At 68.5% G+C, this 17,087-nt stretch carries 10 protein-coding genes; 2 read left to right on the top strand and 8 right to left on the bottom strand.

The window, feature by feature from the left end; all coding sequences use genetic code 11:
- Window positions 1–279: 279 nt before the first annotated feature.
- A complete protein-coding gene (locus tag ABEA24_RS39760; RefSeq protein WP_345438306.1) occupies window positions 280–3,624 on the bottom strand; it encodes a LamG-like jellyroll fold domain-containing protein in 3,345 nt (1,114 codons plus the stop codon).
- A gap of 543 nt (window positions 3,625–4,167) precedes the next feature.
- On the opposite strand from ABEA24_RS39760, the gene ABEA24_RS39755 reads away from it, so the two are divergent.
- Both ABEA24_RS39755 and ABEA24_RS39750 read left to right on the top strand, forming a co-directional pair.
- Window positions 4,168–7,134 (top strand): beta propeller repeat protein, encoded by a 2,967-nt coding sequence (locus tag ABEA24_RS39755; RefSeq protein WP_345438304.1) that lies wholly within the window; start codon window positions 4,168–4,170, stop codon window positions 7,132–7,134.
- 61 nt (window positions 7,135–7,195) lie between these two features.
- Window positions 7,196–8,302, top strand: coding sequence for a GDSL-type esterase/lipase family protein (locus tag ABEA24_RS39750; protein WP_345438302.1), 1,107 nt, complete (start codon window positions 7,196–7,198; stop codon window positions 8,300–8,302).
- Between the two features lie 5 nt (window positions 8,303–8,307).
- On the opposite strand, the gene ABEA24_RS39745 is transcribed toward ABEA24_RS39750, so the two are convergent.
- The 7 genes from ABEA24_RS39745 to ABEA24_RS39715 are packed head-to-tail and all read right to left on the bottom strand — an operon-like array spanning window position 8,308 to window position 17,082.
- Window positions 8,308–9,543, bottom strand: a complete 1,236-nt coding sequence (locus ABEA24_RS39745) for an acyltransferase family protein (protein ID WP_345438300.1) — start codon at window positions 9,541–9,543, stop codon at window positions 8,308–8,310.
- Between the two features lie 5 nt (window positions 9,544–9,548).
- Window positions 9,549–10,724 (bottom strand): sialidase family protein, encoded by a 1,176-nt coding sequence (locus tag ABEA24_RS39740; RefSeq protein ID WP_345438297.1) that lies wholly within the window; start codon window positions 10,722–10,724, stop codon window positions 9,549–9,551.
- 5 nt (window positions 10,725–10,729) lie between these two features.
- Window positions 10,730–12,124, bottom strand: coding sequence for an ATP-binding cassette domain-containing protein (locus ABEA24_RS39735; RefSeq protein WP_345438295.1), 1,395 nt, complete (start codon window positions 12,122–12,124; stop codon window positions 10,730–10,732).
- A complete protein-coding gene (locus ABEA24_RS39730) occupies window positions 12,125–13,021 on the bottom strand; it encodes an ABC transporter permease (RefSeq protein ID WP_345438293.1) in 897 nt (298 codons plus the stop codon).
- Window positions 13,018–15,042 (bottom strand): glycosyltransferase, encoded by a 2,025-nt coding sequence (locus ABEA24_RS39725; RefSeq protein WP_345438291.1) that lies wholly within the window; start codon window positions 15,040–15,042, stop codon window positions 13,018–13,020. Before ABEA24_RS39725 ends, ABEA24_RS39730 begins: the two co-directional genes overlap by 4 nt.
- On the bottom strand, window positions 15,039–16,190 hold the full coding sequence (gene glf, locus ABEA24_RS39720) for a UDP-galactopyranose mutase (RefSeq protein ID WP_345438289.1): 1,152 nt from the start codon (window positions 16,188–16,190) through the stop codon (window positions 15,039–15,041). The genes ABEA24_RS39725 and glf overlap by 4 nt, the downstream gene beginning before the upstream one ends.
- On the bottom strand, window positions 16,180–17,082 hold the full coding sequence (locus ABEA24_RS39715) for a glycosyltransferase (RefSeq protein ID WP_345438287.1): 903 nt from the start codon (window positions 17,080–17,082) through the stop codon (window positions 16,180–16,182). The genes glf and ABEA24_RS39715 overlap by 11 nt, the downstream gene beginning before the upstream one ends.
- Window positions 17,083–17,087: the final 5 nt, after the last annotated feature.

Below are 17,087 nucleotides of genomic sequence, written 5' to 3'. Positions count from 1 at the left end.
CGTCGGCGGCGGCTTGGGTTTGCTCCTCATGGCCGCGTGGCCCGGCCGATAGCCGCTCCGATGGCCGGGGACCGACCGTTGTTCCCGCGCCTTTGCGGGCTTCCACCGCTGATCCGCACCGGCCGGCATCGCCGACAGCAGGCTGACCGCCAGTGTGACAACGACCATCGCCGCGATATGCGGCACCATCCGCATCCAACGGGCTCTCAGCCGACGACGTGCCACCAATGCCTCCACTCGGTGACGTTCCGAATTCATGCGCATACCGCCGGGCCTCACTCAGGAGCCCATCTCGTTGATCTCGGTGTCGGTGAGGACACCGGTATAGGCCTGGGCGTCGTCGATCCCGCCAGGCCAGAAGTCGGTCGCGGCGCCTTTGTACTTCGCCCCGCCTATGTGGAATCCGCTGCCGGCGTTCCAGGGCGTCGCGACGGCGGTCTCGGCTTGAAGCGTGCCGTCGACGTACAGACGGATCTTCTTCGCCGCCGGGTCGTAGACGCCGGCGAGGTGGTGCCACTCACCGTCGACGGCGACCGGGCTCACGCTGTGTGCGTGGATCCATTCCGCGTCGTCGGTGTCGGCCGCGGGCATGGTGAACGACCAGTAGCCGACGCCGTTGAAGACCCGATAGCCGAGATAGAAGGCACTGCGACGGGATCCGTCCTGGGCCAGCACTGTGGCGTTCCCGCTCGGGAGCCTGGCTGGTCGCGCCCACGCCGTGACCGTGAAACCGCTGTCCGTTTGCACGACCGGTGCTGCGATCGTGGCGTGCTCCTTGTTCGCGTCGTTCAGGTTGAGCGCCCCGTCGACCTGGCCGTCCGCGGTCCAGGCGGTTGCGGAACTCAGCGTCGCGTCGTGGCCTCGCCCGCTGGAGTCGGCGACGGTCGTGCCGGAGCCCAGGTCACCGGTCCAGTACCCCTCTTGGACGGTCGGCCGGTTCGCCAGATCCGCGATGCCGCCGGTCGATCCGTCGATCGCATTCGGCTCCGTGTCGTAGACGACGCGGTCGTAGACCTGCACGTCATCGATGGTGCCGGGGAAGAAGTCCACTTTCTCGTTGTCGAACTTCCCGCGGCCCATCACGAGAGGCCCATCGGTGGCACTCCGTGGAGCTGGGCAGTCGATGACTTTTTGCAGCGCTCCGTCGACGTAGAGCCGGTCCTGCTTGGCCGCCGCGTCGTACACCCCAGTCAAGTGCGTCCATCTGTTCAACACAGGGGGACTCAGAGACGTCGCTCGAGTCCCGCAGCCGGCCATGGCCCAGCGGTTCTCCTCGAGCGAGTACTGCAAGTAGAAGGCACTATTAGGCGTGCCGTCCTGGCTGACGGCCGTGGCCCAGAACTTGGTGTTCTCGAGCCTTACCCAGGCCGTCACCGTGAAACTCTTGTCCGTCCGGAGCACAGGGCCGGACGTCTCGGCATAGTCGGTGGTGCCGTTGAAACCGACTCCGGACTGCACTCGCCCCGATGCTCCGGGAGCACCACCGTTCAGCGTCGCATTGTTCGTTCCAGCGGAGTCAGATAGGGCAGTCCCACTGGTTTCGTCCAGCGTCCAGTGACCGACAGGCCCCGACGGAGAGGAGAGCTGGAACTCGAAGACGCCCGGATTCGCACTCCGGTTGCTCGCCTTGTCGAAGCTGAAGACGTACAGCCGGAAGGTGATGTCCGGGGTGAAGGGCACTGTGAGCGTCACCTTCGCTGTACCGTCGGTTCCCGCCGGAACCGACGGTGCGTTCGCCGCTCCGGCCGCCGCATCGTCGTTCCAGGCATACCGGTAGTTGGTGACGCCCGTGGCCCCATTCGGCGCGAACGTGAAGGTCGCCGTACGCCCGATGGCGTCGTTGGACTCGCCGGAGTCGAGGTCCTTCAGATCGGACGTGACACCGGGAGCCGATTCCGGCGCCGTCCTGTCGATGCTGTAGAAGCACCAGCCGCTCGGTGTGCCGGCGTATGCGGTGTCCACCGGAGTGACCCGCCAGCGGAAGGTCTGCCCGTCGACGAGTGCGGTATCCGGCAACGCCATCGAATGCTGGGAGCCGGATTTCGCGCCCGCCGTCGTCTTGGAAGCGACCTTGCTGCCTCCGGTCGCTCCGCTCCACACTTCGAAGTCCGCGTGCGGATTCTCCGGGTCAGGATCCAGGATGGTGGCGACCAGGGACGGCTTGGAGTTCCCGACGACGATCGGCGCCGTCGACGACCCGCACCCGGTCTTCGGGTTCGACATGCCCAGCCCGGAAACGGTCGGGTACGAGTCGAAGTTGACGGTCAGATAGACGTTGCTGAAGTACTTGTACGAGTGGCTGCTCTCGCTACCGCCCTTGAGCGCCAGGTAGACCGACGATGCGTTACCCGTCACCGCCTTGGTGGCGTTGAGCTTAACGTCGTGGGCGTCGCATCCCGGCTCTCCGCCCGAGGTCTTCGACGACGCGATCTCGGAGCCAGCGACCAGCGCCGGCTTGTTCGACCACCGGGTCGAGCTGGAGAACGCCTTGGTCTGCCAGAGCTCCACCGCCGACTCGGTGCAGGTGAACGATCGGTCCAGGAAGGCATGGAACTCGGCCGAGATGATCTTCTTGTGCAGTGCCTTCGACACGTTGTACTTGAAGAAGGCACGGTAGGTGTCAGAGCTCGGACTCCCCGGCCACCCCTCGTAGTGGCCGACCTTGACCTGCTTCCACTCGCTTCCGTTGTACGAGTGAAGTCCGGACGACGAGACGTCGGCCCATGCGGTGCCCTTGCTCCCGAGCTTGGACGTCGTCCAGTCCGGGTCGAGGACGACCGGGAACTGCGTGTCCGGCGACCTCATCATCGTCTGGTCCGGCGCGACGACCAGGTCCTGACCCGACAGGCTGACGTCCATCTGCGCCTGATGGGTGCTCTCGCCGGGTTCTTCGGCAGCCACACGAGGCGAACCAGAAATCTTCTTCGCCGTCGTTGAGCCGGTGCCGCCTGCGGAGTCCCACATCATCGGCGTCGGCGCGTGGAACAGGGACGTACCCGCGGAATCGGCGAAGTCGATATCGCCTTCGCCGTCCGACCGCAGCGACCCGCCACCCTGGATGCTCGCCGTGAACCGGACCTGCGCGAGCTTCGGGTCGGCCGCCGCCTCGCGCGTCTTGACGATGACCTGTTCGGAGAAGCCCTGCGACCCTGCGCGCAGGCGGAGATCGACTCCTGCCACGCCCGGGATCGCCTCCGGGTAGGTGGCGGTGTCACCGTCGACGACCGGGGTGGGCAGTTTCCACGGCCACGCCAGCGACAGCTTGTCGCCGCCCTTCGCAATCGTCACCAAGGCCGAGTCGCCACCGCCGGAGAAGCTGAGATCCGCCGAGGTCGCCTTCGGGGCCAGCACACCACTCGCCTTCCGGACGAGTGACGTATCGACCGGGATCCAGCCGTCGGATCGTTTCACCCACTTCGGCTGCACATAGTCCTCGAGCGTCATCGACCCGTCCGGATTCGCCAGGACCCGCTGCGACTCGGACCGCTCTTCCAGCACCTCGGTCGGTTCTCCGGTGGCGCGGGCCTTCCGTAGCGCTGAGACCCGAGACTTCGCCGACGGGCTGCCGGTGAGCCGCTTCGAGGGAGCCGCCGCATCGGCGGGCCCGCCCTTCGCGACCGACAACAGCGACATCGTCAGTGCGAGCGCGAGCGCGCCCGCTGCCCTCTTTGTTCGGGCGCGCGGCCGTCTCTCCTGCCCAGCGCGTGCGAATGCCCCGTTACCCCGTCGGCCGACCACGCCCGTCCCCCTGAAAGTAAAGAATCTTTAAAGAGCGAACGGACGGTAACATCGCCGACCTTCGCCTCAACAGGGAGCAAGAGGTGATGTAAGTCACGAATCAACGCGTAAACCGATTCACCTAGGGCTCTCACCTGCAATAACGCAACGAGCATCCTCGAGCGATCCGATGATCGGCCGGAAGCGGCCACTTCCCTGCGCCATCCGAGTCACGCGACGACGATCACTTTCCGTAACGATTCGCGAATACGCTCGAGCCCGTTTCAACTGAGTGGGTGACGGTCCACCACTTGTCCGTGCGTCGTCACGGGACTCGGGAGGCAAGCACACCGCATGACCGCTTTGTCCCGATAAGATTTGCGCCACGACTCTCCGTGCGGAAGGTCGGGTTGGGGGTCGCCCTCGCGGCGATGGACGGGAAGGGTGCACGTGGCCGGGCAGAAGACGCCGGACGACGATCCGAACACGGAGCCTCCGGCCGACGACGAGTGGTCGTCTCCTCCCCCGCCGCCTCCGGCGGCTTGGGGGCCGGATCCGGCTCAGCCGCCGTTGCCGCCCTGGGCAATGCCCACATCGCCGTCGTACGGCGCCGCGCCGCCGGGCCTGCCCGGTTCGCCGCCGTACATACCTCCGTCGGAGAACGACCCGGCCCCACCGCCCTACGGCCCACCGCCGCAGGAGACCGAGAGGCCGGCGCCGCGCGACTCAGCGTGGCAGGAGCCGCCGGAGACCCAGGAATGGGCGCCGCAGCCGCAGGCCGACCCGTGGCGGATACCGCCGCAGCCGGTCTGGGACCCGTCGGTGGAGCCCTCCCCTGCCGCGCCTCCACCTCCATACGGCGCCGCCGAGGAGGAGCCGCCGACCGCACCGCGCTTCCCGGCGTACGACGCAGGCGGAGCGAACCAACCGGCCGCCCTCGACCTGCCGCCGTCCGCGATGGTGCCGCGGTCCACCCCACGTCCGCCGGTGGCGCCTGAGCGAGAGTCACGAACCTCTGGAGAGCACGGGACCGTCCGGTTCGACGAGCCGTGGCGGATGGAGACGCCCGGCCGCGCGGGCCGTCGCACGCGCCTGCGACCCATCCTCATCGGGGTGGCAGGCCTGGCCGTCGCAGGCCTGGTCGCCACCGGAATCATCGTGTTCTCGGGCAACGTCGGCAAGAAGAAGCAGTCCGCCACCGCTGCTCAACTCGCCGGCGGCCTGTTCCCCATAGACCCCGCGGCCAAGACCGACGGCCGTGATCAGGAACTGCTCGGTGTCGCCGCGGTGAACTCCACGGTGGTCGCGATAGGCGGCGAGTTGGACCACGGCGACTATCGCGGACAGTTCATCGTCTCGACCGACGGTGGGCGGTCGTTCCGGCTGGCCACCGTGCGCACTCCCGAGGGCTGGCAGCCCCGGTACGGCGACGCTCCGCAGCAGGTCACCGGAACGGACGGCGCTTGGGTCGCGCTCGGCGTATCACCGACGGGTGGTGTGGTGTGGACCAGCCGCAACGGCACCGACTGGACCCGCCAACCGGATTCGGCCGGAGAGCCTTTCTCCGGTTCCAACCGTCTGGCTCAGATCACGCGAACGACGGCGGGCTTCGTCGCCGTCGGCACGACCTCCGCGAAGGGCGACTTCAGCGACATGCAACCGGTCGTGTGGCGGTCGACCGACGGCCGACGCTGGGATCGGATATCTGCGGACCAGCTGAAGATCTCGGGAAAGGGAGAACGCGCCACCCTGGACGGGGTGGCGGCCAACGGTGACACGGTCGTCGCACACGGATGGACGGCCTCCGGACCGAAGAAGAGCGACATCCGAGAAGGGTTCTGGCGATCCACCGACGGCGGCGCCAATTGGGGCTCCATCAGCACCCCCCATCCGGACGGCAACGGCCTCACGGTCGGCGCCGCGTTCCTCGCCTTTGGCCCGGGCGGGTTCCTGATCGGCCGCGACGCCGATAAGAAAGGTGGCGGCGGCAGTCCCTACTGCGTCCTCATGAGCTCGGCCGATGGCCAAAGGTGGGCTTCCGCCGGAGAGATTCATGTTTCGGGGTATGGAAGGTTGCTCCGCCTCACCGGCTCCGACCAGGGGTGGACGGCGACAGTGGCCACCGGCTCGTCCGTGACCGTGCAACGCAGTGCGGACGGCAGATCGTGGGCCGGCGCGGGGACCGTTCCGATGCCGGGCGGCCGTACTCTGACCGGCACGGCGGTGACTTCGGGCGCGACCGTCCTTGTCGGACGCGACGGCACGGCCGAGGGGAACAACGCCGTTCTGGCCGTACGGGATCTGCACGGGCAGGAGGTCGGCATCGACCTGACCCGCGTTGCAGGAGCCGTACGGACCGACCAGTCCGTGAACGCGATCGCCTCCGCAGGTGGCCAGTTGGTGGCGGTAGGGAACTCCAATGGCGATGCCGCCGTCTGGACGTCGTCCAATGGCCGCCAGTGGAATCGCGGTCAGGCGGAGTCCAAGGCGTTCGCCCGTCCGGGACCCCAGCAGCTGACCGGTCTGGCGTCCGGAGGGGCCGGTTGGGTGGCCGTCGGTTTCAGCGGTGCCGCCCCACGGCGGCCGCTCGTCGTGACTTCCCCGGACGGGAAGGCCTGGAAGGCGGTCGACGGCGACAAGGCGTTCGAGCCAGGTGATCCCGACCAGATCGACACCGCTTCCGTGACAGCGGGGCCGACCGGATATGTCATCGTGGGTGATCAGGCATCCTCTGCGGCCGTCTGGCAGTCGGCCGATCTTAAGACCTGGACTCGTGGTGAGGGTACGACCAAGGACGCGCTGGACGGCTCACCGGGTGCCGAACGCTGGATGCGCAGTGTGGTGAGCGGGCCGTTCGGTTACGTGGCCGTCGGCGGCCTCAACGACCCATCGGTTCAGAACGCTCCGAGAGGCCGTCCTGCCGTTTGGACCTCCGCGGACGGCAAACGCTGGGCGCTTCAGCAGCTTCCGCTTCCCGCCGGCATGCTCGAGGCCACGTTCCACCAGGTGGCCATCAGGCAGAACGTGCTCACCGCCGCCGGTACCGCCAAGACCTCCGCCGGTACGACCGTCTTTGCCTTCACCTCGGTGGACGGCGGAAAGACCTGGAGGCAGGTCCCCCTTCCCCCGGGGAGTGGAGGCCGTGCCCGCTCGGCCGTCACCGTCGTCACCGCGACGCCACGGGGATTCGTCATCGGCGGCTCGATGGACGTACGAGGCGGCGACGATGTAATCATTTGGACTTCATCCGACGGGCTGTCATGGAAGACTCAGACGCCGCAAGGGACCGGGCTTTCCGGTCCGGGTGACCAATGGCTTACCGGCATGGCCGTAACCGGGAAAGATCTGCTGTCCGTCGGCGTGACTCGAGACGATCGCGGCGGGCAGCCGACGCTGTGGCGGAGAGCGCTGCCATGACCCGGCGACGAACCGCGCGGCTCGGGACTCGGATGTGAATCGTCGGCTTAGGAACGCCGTTATGGGAGCGGCGCTGTTCGCTTTGACCGTGGGATCCGTCACGGCGTGCCGGGCACAGGCAGAGTCGCAGACGCGGCCGACCGACCGGCCGCCGTCCTCGGCGACGAACGCACCACGGCCCGCTTCCCCGCCGCTGCGGGTAATGCCCCTCGGCGATTCGATCACCGATGGGCTTCAGGTGCCCGGCGGCTATCGCACTGATCTATGGCAGTTCATGGCGGCCGACGGCATGGCGGCTGACTTCGTGGGGTCCCAGGCCAGCGGTCCGGCGCAGCTTCCCGACCGCGACCATGAAGGCCATCCCGGCTGGAGAATGGGCCAGATCTACCTTCAGGTACGGTCGTGGCTGCGTAGTTACCGGCCGCAGGTAGTACTCCTTGACATAGGGACGAACGACATCCTTCAGAACAAGGAGCTGGAGCACGCTCCTTCCCGGCTGTCGATGCTGATCAACCTGATCACCACCACCTCGCCGGAGACGCGGGTCTACGTGGCGACCATCGGTCCGTTCGCCCGTCCCATCGACGAGGCGAGGGCCCAGCGCTACAACGCGGCTATTCCTACGATCACAAGGTCCCTGGCGCAGAGGGGCCGTCGGGTCCAGACCGTTGACATGCACGCGGCGCTGGGCAAGGGAGACCTCGCCTCGGACGGCATCCACCCGACGGCCGGGGGATATTCCAAGATGGCCGCCCGCTGGTACTCCGCGTTGACAGCGTCCTCGATCACCCGCTGGGAGGCGGAGAATCCGGCGTACGCCGCGGTGAACAATGGCGTGCGGCTCCAGACACGTGCGGCATCCGGAAACGGCAAGGTCGGATATCTCAACTATGCCGACAGCTACCTGGAATTCACCATCGATGTTCCACGCGCCGGCCGTTACCGAATGTACGCGCATGCCGCGGACGGGATGGGAACCCCCTGCGACCAGCGGCTGAGCGTCGATGGGAGGCCGCAGGGGAACCTCCGGTTCCCCAACGTCGGCTGGGACGAATGGATCATCAGATCGGCCGACCTGACCCTCAACGCCGGACGCAATACCGTGCGTTTCAGCCGCGGAACGTGCAGTACCGAGATCGACGCGATCGACCTTCGGGCATTGCGCTGACGACGCTAACCGGAGGTACCGGTAGGCGCCTCTGACGAGGTACCGGCTTCGACAGCGTCGCCCCGATCCACACGGCGGATCTCTTCGATCGCCTTCCGGAGCCGCCCCCGTAGCCACCGTTGACCGGGTCGCTCGACGACGGCCCAGATCAAGCCGGCCGCGACGAGACAGGATGCGATGGCGATTCCGAGAACGGTCCACCGGTTCAACTGCGGGGCCAGCCATTTGATCAATGGTCGAGATACCGTCTCATGCACCAGGTAGAGCGGGTAGGTCAGCCCACCCAAGACGGTGAATCCACGCCACCGCAGCCAGCCGAGCCGATGAGTGGCGGCGAGCGCCATGACCAGATAGATCGCTGTGATGATGCCGGGGATCGCGTACTGGTGGACGCCCGGCCAGGCGTTCGCCGGGTTCATGTTGTGAACGCCGTAGTAGACGGTGAGCGCCCAGCAGAACGCCACGAAGAGCCAGAGCGCGATGTTCTGCCCGAAGCGGTACACGAGGAACAGCGCCATGCCGGCGATGAAGTACGGGGCGTACTGCGGGAACAGCAGCGCCTTGAGGATCGCCGAGTCGGCCTCCTGCGCGAAGACGCCGAGCAAGAGCCAGGCGGACATGAACGCGACACACCGCGGATAGGTGATGCCCCACCACGCGAACAAGGCGATGAGCACGTAGAAGTGCAACTCGATCCAGAGGGTCCAGTAGACGACCTCCATGTTCGGTGCTCCGGTCCCCGTCTGGAGCATCGTGAGATTCGGCACGAACCGGAGCAGCGGACCCTGGCTGCCCGGCCCGTAGTCGACGGCGGCTCCGGTCGTGAGGTAGACGGCCATCGTGAGACCGACCGCGAACCAGTAGGCCGGGAAGAGCCGGACGACGCGCGATAGGGCGAAATCCCCGACCCGCCGGCCCCAGACGCTCATCAGAATCACGAAGCCGCTGATCACGAAGAACAACTCGACGCCCAGGTAGCCGAAGTCGGCCGCCGGGTTCAGCTCGGGGAAGACCTTGCGGGCGTCCTGCGGCCAGGCTCCTGTGGGCACGCCGGTGAAGTGGTGCATCATGACCGCCACCGCGGCCACGAAGCGGAGGAGGTCGAGTTCCCGCAGGCGGCCTCCTGGCCGTTTCGCCGCGGAGCTTTCCATCACGTTGGTCGACGCGGTGCCATTGGTCGAGGTCAGGTCACCCTGCGCGGCCGATGAGGCGTTCGCTGCTGAACCGTTCGTCGGTGGCATGGCCGTCAGCCCGTGGTGGCGGTCGCGAAGGAGGGGCGGCAGACCTTTCCGGCATAGTCCGTGGCGATCTCCAGCACCGAGGTGCCTGTGGCCGCCGGGAGCAGCGCGGAGCTGTAGTTGGGGCAGTACTCGTCCCTCGCGTCGGGAACGGCGACCGGGGCCGTCGCCGCGCGCCAGGTGCCGGTGCCGCCCTTCGTGCCGACGAACAGCGTGCGGCCGTTGCCGGGCGCGGCCTTTCCGCTCGCGTCGACCAGCATCTGCCCGACGAGAAGCAGCGATCCGTCCGGGCGGGGGGCGATGGTCGGGGCGTGCGCGAAGTGCCGGCCGCCGACCGCCGGGCGGGTGCCGAGGGCGGTCGCCGTGCCCCAGCTCCATCCGTTCGCCGACGTGCGGAGCCGTACCTCGCACTTGCGGGAGCCGCAGAGCTCGTAGCTCATCGCGTAGTGGCCGTTCGGCAGGCGCCGTACGACGGGCATGCCGGGACGCTCGGCCTTGGCCGCGAGGGAGACGGTGTTCGTCGGCGCGCTCCACTTCCGGCCGTCGGAGGAGCGGACGCGCACGATCTTCTGGCTGTGCCGGGGGTCGGTCTCGTCGGAGTAGAAGGCGGCGAGCCTGCCGTCCGAGGAGACGGTGAGCTCGGGCTCCCAGAGGCCGCCCGTCGTCTTGGCCTTGACGACCGTGGACAGGTACGACCAGGTACGGCCGTGGTCGAGGCTGCGCCACAGCCGGATGGTCATGCGACGGTTCGGCTTGACGTTCTTGCCGAAGGCGGCGGCCCACAGGAGCGTGCCGGCCTGGTTGGCGCCGACCTTCTTCGGCAGCTCGTACAGCGTGCCGCAGCATGTCCCCTTGCCGCCGGAGCCGGAGGGGTCGGCGATGGAGCCGATCTGACGGAAGGTCTTCCCTGCGTCGTCGCTCTCGTACACCGACCCGATCCCGGCGTTCCCGGAGAATGTGACGACGCTCGCGATGACGCGGCCGTTGGCGGATCCGCTGTGTGCGAGGCGGACGACGCGCGGGTACAGGCCGGTGTCGGTACGCAGCGGCGTGGCGGTGGCGGCCCGGGCGGCGTTGCCCGCTCCCACGGCCCGCTGCCCGTCGGAGCCGGCGGCGGCCACCGCCGCGCCCGCGCCGCCGAGGAGCAGTGCAGCCGCCGCGTACACCGGGATCCTCTTGTCCATGGGGGTCATTGCTCCGTTATCCGTACGATGACCTGCTCGTTGTCGCGCGTGTAGCCCTCGTAGCGGAACCGCAGGCCGGTCTCCTCGACGTGCTCCGCCCAGGCGCGGTACTCGTGGTCGCGCCAGCCGGGATAGCCGAAGAACTCGTCGAAGACGATGACGCTGCCGGGCCGCAGGCGGGGGCCGACGTGGCGCAGGACGGTCGATGTCGAGGAGTACAGGTCGGCATCGACGTGGAGGAAGGCGACCGGCTCGGGGTGCTCGTCGAGGAAGCCGGGGAGCGTGTCCTCGAACAGCCCGACGACGAGTTCGGCCCCGAGCACCTCGGGCGGCTCGTCGACGGCGAAGGTGCCCGCCGGGAAGCCCTCCCGCCAGTCCTCGGGGAGTCCCTCGAAGGAGTCGAACCCGAAGACGTTCTTGCCGTCGCGGGCCGCGGTGATGGTCCGCAGCGTACGGCCGGAGAAGACGCCGAACTCGAGCGCCATGCCCTCCTGCCCCTCGGCGAGGGACAGGGCGTGCTCGAGCGTCGCCTGCGGATCGACGAAGGCCGAGGCGTCGGGCATGATCTCATCGATCAACTCGGCCGTCTCTTCCGCCGCGGCCTGCTCCTCCTTGAGGGTGGCGGCGGCGAGTTTCGCCTCCTCCCGGGCACGCTGGCGCCGTGCGGCGTCGAGCGGGCCGTCCGGCGGGGCGAGGAAGTCGACGGCGTCGGCGATGTCGCCCTCGAACGCCACCTGACCCTCCCGCAGCACGACGCCGCGCTCGCAGACCTTCTCCAGGGTGCCCATGTCGTGGGAGACGATGACGAGTGTCCGCCCCTCGTCGTGAAGCTCCTCGATGCGCTCCAGGCACTTCTTCTGGAAGGGCGGGTCGCCGACGGCCAGCACCTCGTCGACGAGGAAGATGTCCGGTTCGGTGTGGACGGCGACGGCGAAGCCGAGCCGCATGAACATGCCGGAGGAGTAGAACTTCACCTGGGTGTCGAGGAACTTCTCGATCTCGGAGAACGCGACGATCGCGTCGTACTTCGCCTCGGTCTCCGCCTTGCTCATGCCGAGGATCGCGGCGTTGAGGAAGATGTTCTCCCGGCCGGTCAGGTCGGGGTGCAGGCCAGCGCCGACCTCGATCAGGCCCGCGACCCGGCCACGTACGCCCACCGACCCGCCGTCGGGCTGCATGACGCCGGAGATGAGCTTGAGGAGGGTGCTCTTGCCCGAGCCGTTGAGGCCCATGAGGGCGAGCGACTCGCCCTGTTCGACGGTCAGGGACACCTCGTCGAGCGCCGTGAACCGCTCGGACAGGCTCTGGCGCCGCGCGGCCCGTACGGTCATCTCCTTGATCGAGTGCGCGTGGCGCAGCGTGAAGCGCTTGGTCACGCCGTCGACGACGATGGATTCCATCTAGAGCTCCTGGGCGAACCGCCGCTGCAGGCGGAAGAAGACCATCTGCGCCAGCCCCAGCAGCACGACCGCGGCCAACAGGCTTTCCAAGCCTCGTACGGTCAGGTGGTCAGGAAAGGCATGCTTCCCGTCGGGAAAGGTGGGGGTCCCGTCGGGAAGCTCGGCCTTGTGAGGGTTGGCGGGCCACCAGAAGGCCCGCTGGAACAGCAGCGTCGCGGTCGCGAGAGGGTTGGCGAGGTAGATCTGCAGGCCGAGGCCGTTCCCGGCCGACTCCTGCACGGCCGTCCACGGGTAGATCATCGGGGCGGTCCACGGGATGACGATGTTGAGGATGTCGACGACCTGGCCGAAGTCGCGGAAGAACACGTTGATCGCGGCGAACAGCAGGCCGACCGCCAGGCCGAGCACGGCCACGATCGCGAAGCCGAGCGCCATCGACCCGAAGCCGAGGGCCGAGGGCGTCCAGCCGCCGAGCAGCGCGCCGATCCACAGGATGGCCAGGCCGGGCAGCATGTGCACCGCCGAGACGAGCGCGGAGGAGGCCGGGAACATCTCGCGGGGCAGATAGATCTTCTGGACGAGCGGCGCGTTCCCGATCACGGACCACGTGCTGGTGATCAGCGTTTCGGTGAAGAAACTGATCACCACCATCCCGGAGAACAGGAACACCGGGTAACCGGGGATCGCCTTGCTCATCTTGAGGAAGACGCCGACGACGAAGAAGTAGACCGCGAAGCTGACGGCCGGGCGGACGTACGACCAGCCGAGTCCGAGCAGGGATCCCTGGTAGCGGCTGCGCAGCTCCCGGCGGACGAGCAGGCGCAGGAGGTAACGCCGCCGCACCACCTCCAGGAGACCGCCGCCGCGGCCCGGGGCGGTCAGCGGCGGTACCGTCACCGCTCCTCCGAGGCCGCCGTGTCGCTCTCCCCAGAGACCGCATCCCGCTCCGCCGGCTTCGCGACCGGCGGAGTGGCGGCGCCGAAGGTCTCGCGCCAGCGCTCCGGAGAGGTGAGGTCGGGAAGGGCCGTCCGGTAGGCCCGGCGCAGCCTCGACCAGTCCTTCACGAGCCGCGCGTGCAGAGCGGCGTTGCGCTGCAGGATGGAGCGCAGACGGGCGGGATCGCGCTGGTACCACGACACCTTGGTGCCGTCCGCCGCCGAGACGAGGGCGCTGTCGAACCGCGACAGCAGCCACCACGACTGGTCGACGTGCGGGACGGTGACCTCCGGATGCGTGCGGGGAGACGAACCGACGGGACGCAGCTGCCGCGTCATCCCGGTGAGCGCCGTCTTGATCATCTCCTTGCGGTTGCCCGGAGGCAGCGGCTCGCGTCCCTTTTTCGGCGGCTTGCGGCGGCGGACCCGTGGGAAGTCGTCGATGTCCGGCTTGGCCTGCGCGTCGGGGAAGGCGGCGCGCAACCTTCGGAGCTCGGCCATCTTCGTGGTGATCGAGTCGTGCAGCCCGTCCGGGCCGTTCAGGACGTCCTCGAGGCCCAGCAGCATCAGCTCGGCGGTGGAGTACTGCATCGCCAGTGCGTGCTTGGTCACCATGATCAGGCTTTCCTTCAGCATGTTGCCGCCCCTGTCGTACGGGGAGTGCAGCAGCGCGCTGATGATGCGGTTCCGCTCCTGGAAGTAGGCCTGCCAGTCCAGGTCGTTGTCCTTGGAATGCCAGGGCACGTGCCAGACGGCGGCGCCGGGCAGCGGCACGGTCGGGATGCCCGCCTCCCTGGCGCGGACGCCGTACTCGATGTCGTCCCACTTGATGAAGAACGGCAGCGACAGACCGATCTTACGCAGGACGTCGACCGGGATGAGGCACATCCACCAGCCATTGAAGTCCGCGTCGATCCGCCGGTGCAGCCACGGCGTCTCGCGGAGACTGTGCCCCTCGCGGGCGAGGTCGTGCCAGTAGAACGTGTGCGGCGCGGGCACCATCCACCAGCGGTAGCGGGCGACGTTCTCCCCGTGGGCGTGCAGGACCGATCGGTTGAACAGGTCGAACATGTGCCCGCCGACGACCGTGGGAGTACGGGCGAGGTCGGCGAAGGCGACGGCGCGCAGGATGCCCTCGGGTTCGACCACCACGTCGTCGTCGAGGAGCAGCACGTAGCCGCTGCGCCCGGCGTCGAGGGTCTCGGCCATGGCCCGGGAGAAGCCGCCCGAGCCGCCGATGTTGGCCTGGTCGATGACGCGCAGCTTCTCGCCGAGGGCTTCGGCCGCCGCAGGGAAGTCCGGGTGGTCCACGACCCGCTTGGTCCCCTGGTCGACGACGAAGATCTCGTCAACGACATCCAGCACGTCGGTGGCCTCGCCGAGGGCGAGCAACTGCTCGACGCAGAACTTCGGCCGGTTGAACGTCGTGATACCGATGCTGGTGCTGCCCTGCGACCGGTCGGTGTCGGCGCACCACTCGGCGCGTTCGAGGACGACGTTGCGGTCGCCGGCGACGATGTCGAACCAGTACCAGCCGCCGTCGATGAACGGCTGGAGCGGCAGCTCGACCTCGCGCTCGACGGCAACGTCGGAGTCGACGTGCAGTTGGGTCACGCGCTGGGTGAAGCCCTTGCCCGTGGACCGGTAGACGATGACGATGCCCTCGCCGCGCAGCCGGAGCCTCAGCCGTACGTCGTCGACGACGCTCCAGCGCCGCCAGTAGCTCGCCGGGAAGGCGTTGAAGTAGGTGCAGAACGACACCCGCCGCCCGAGAGGCACGACGAGGCTGCGGCGGCCGACGATCCGGACGCCGCGCCGGGTCGCGAGGACGGCGTCCTCCGAGGAATCGCCGGCCAGGTCCTCCGCCGCGGCCGTCTCCTGGGCGACCGCTTCTTCGCCCCGGACCATCCGGCCGTCGACGTACAGCTTGAGCACGTCGAGGTCGCGGTCGACGGGCAGCACGAGCCGCTGCAGGACTCTCATTCGTTACCTTCGTTGCTGGAGCGGCCGCCGAACAGCGGCCGCAGGCGGTTCTCGTACATGGTCAGCGCGGAGGCGATGGCCATGTGCATGTCCAGGTACTTGTACGTGCCGAGACGTCCGCCGAACAGCACGCCCTTCTCCGCGCGGGCCAGTTCGCGGTACCGGTTCAGGCGCGCGCGGTCGGCGGGTGTGTCGATCGGGTAGTACGGCTCGTCGCCGGGTCCGGCGAAGCGAGAGTACTCACGCATGATCACGGTTTTGTCACCCGGGTAGTCCCGTTCGGGGTGGAAATGCCGGAATTCGTGGATGCGCGTGTACGGGACGTCCTCGTCGGCGTAGTTCATCACCGGGGTGCCCTGGAAGTCGCCGGTCGGCAGGACCTCCAGCTCGAAGTCGAGGGTGCGCCAGCCGAGCTCGCCCTCGCGGTGGCCGAAGTAGCGGTCGAGGGGACCGGTGTAGACGACCGGGACGTTGCCGGCGGCGTCGAGGTCGAAGAAGTCCGTGCCGAGCCGGACCTCGATCCTCGGGTGGTCGGCCATGCGCTCCAGCCAGGCGGCGTAGCCGTCCACCGGCAGGCCCTCGTACCGGTCGGCGAAGTAGCGGTTGTCGAAGGTGTACCGCACCGGTAGCCGGGTGATGATCTCCGCGGGCAGCTCACGGGGGTCGGTCTGCCACTGCTTGGCGGTGTAGCCCCGGATGAACGCCTCGTACAGCGGCCGCCCGATGAGGGAGATCGCCTTCTCCTCCAGGTTGGCCGGATCGGTGATCTCGGCGGCCTGCCCGGCGATCAGGGCGCGGGCCTCGTCCGGGGACATGGCCCGGCCGAAGTACTCGCAGATCGTGCCGAGGTTGATGGGCATCGGGTAGACGCGGTCCTTGAAGATCGTGAAGACCCGGTGCCGGTAGTCGGTGAAGGCGGTGAACCGGTTGACGTACTCCCAGACCCGCTCGTTGGAGGTGTGGAACAGGTGCGCGCCGTACCGGTGGACCTCGATGCCGGTGGCCGGCTCGGCCTCGCTGTAGGCGTTCCCGCCGATGTGGTCGCGGCGCTCGACGATCAGGACCCGCAGGCCGAGGTCGCGGGCGCAGCGCTCGGCGATGGTCAGCCCGAACAGCCCGGCGCCGGCGACGACCAGGTCAGCGTTCACGCGTCTCCTCCACGGACGACGTCGGGTTCTCCACAGGCGACTCCACGGACGGGATCCGGGCCCTCCGCTCGCCGCGCGGGGCGACGAAGCGCCGGTACAGGGGGCGGCGGATCCAGGCGGGCGTCAGGCGGTACCCGCCACGGACGCTCACGTTGCGCAGGTACTGCGCGGGCGTGGTGAAGCCGCTGCGCAGCAGTTCGCGCTGCAGGCGCAGTTCCGCGCGCAGCAGGACCAGGCCGCCGCGGCGTTCGTACGCGCCCTCGCCGACGCGGTAGTACACGAGCGGCTCGGGAAGGTTGACGACCTCGGCTCCGCTCGCGATCATGCGGGCGAACAGCCAGTAGTCCTCCATGAGCGGCATGTCGCCGTAGCCGCCGGCGGCCAGGACGGCGGTGCGCCGGTACACGATCGTCGGGTGGTTGAACGGGTCGTGCAGCCGCGCGTACCGGGCGATGTGCCCTGGATCGGAGACCGGCGTCCGGCTCCCCACGATGTCCTCCCGGCCGGCCCCGAACTCCAGCATCCCCGCGCCGACCAGGTCGGCCCCCCGCTCGATCACCGGCAGCTGGACCGCGAACCGGCGCGGCATCGCGATGTCGTCGGCGTCCATGCGGGCGACGACGTCGTACCGGCTGGCCGCCAGCCCGGCGTCGAGGGCCAGACCCAGGCCGCCGTTGTGCTCCAGCGGCAGGAAGGTCACGGGTACCGGGCTCTCCTTCGTGAGCTCGGCCAGGCAGCCGGCGAGCTCGGCCGAGACCGGCCCGTCCTGGACGAGGATCACCTGGTCGGGGCGGCGCGTCTGGGCGTCGACCGCGCTGCGGAACGCCTCTCGCACGTGGTCCGCCCGATCCCCGCCGTAGACGGTGAGGAGGAGCGCGAAGGGTTCGGCCATACGTC

This window comes from Actinoallomurus vinaceus, assembly GCF_039542055.1.
Taxonomy (GTDB): domain Bacteria; phylum Actinomycetota; class Actinomycetes; order Streptosporangiales; family Streptosporangiaceae; genus Actinoallomurus; species Actinoallomurus vinaceus.
This window is presented reverse-complemented; position numbering and strand designations above follow the sequence as displayed.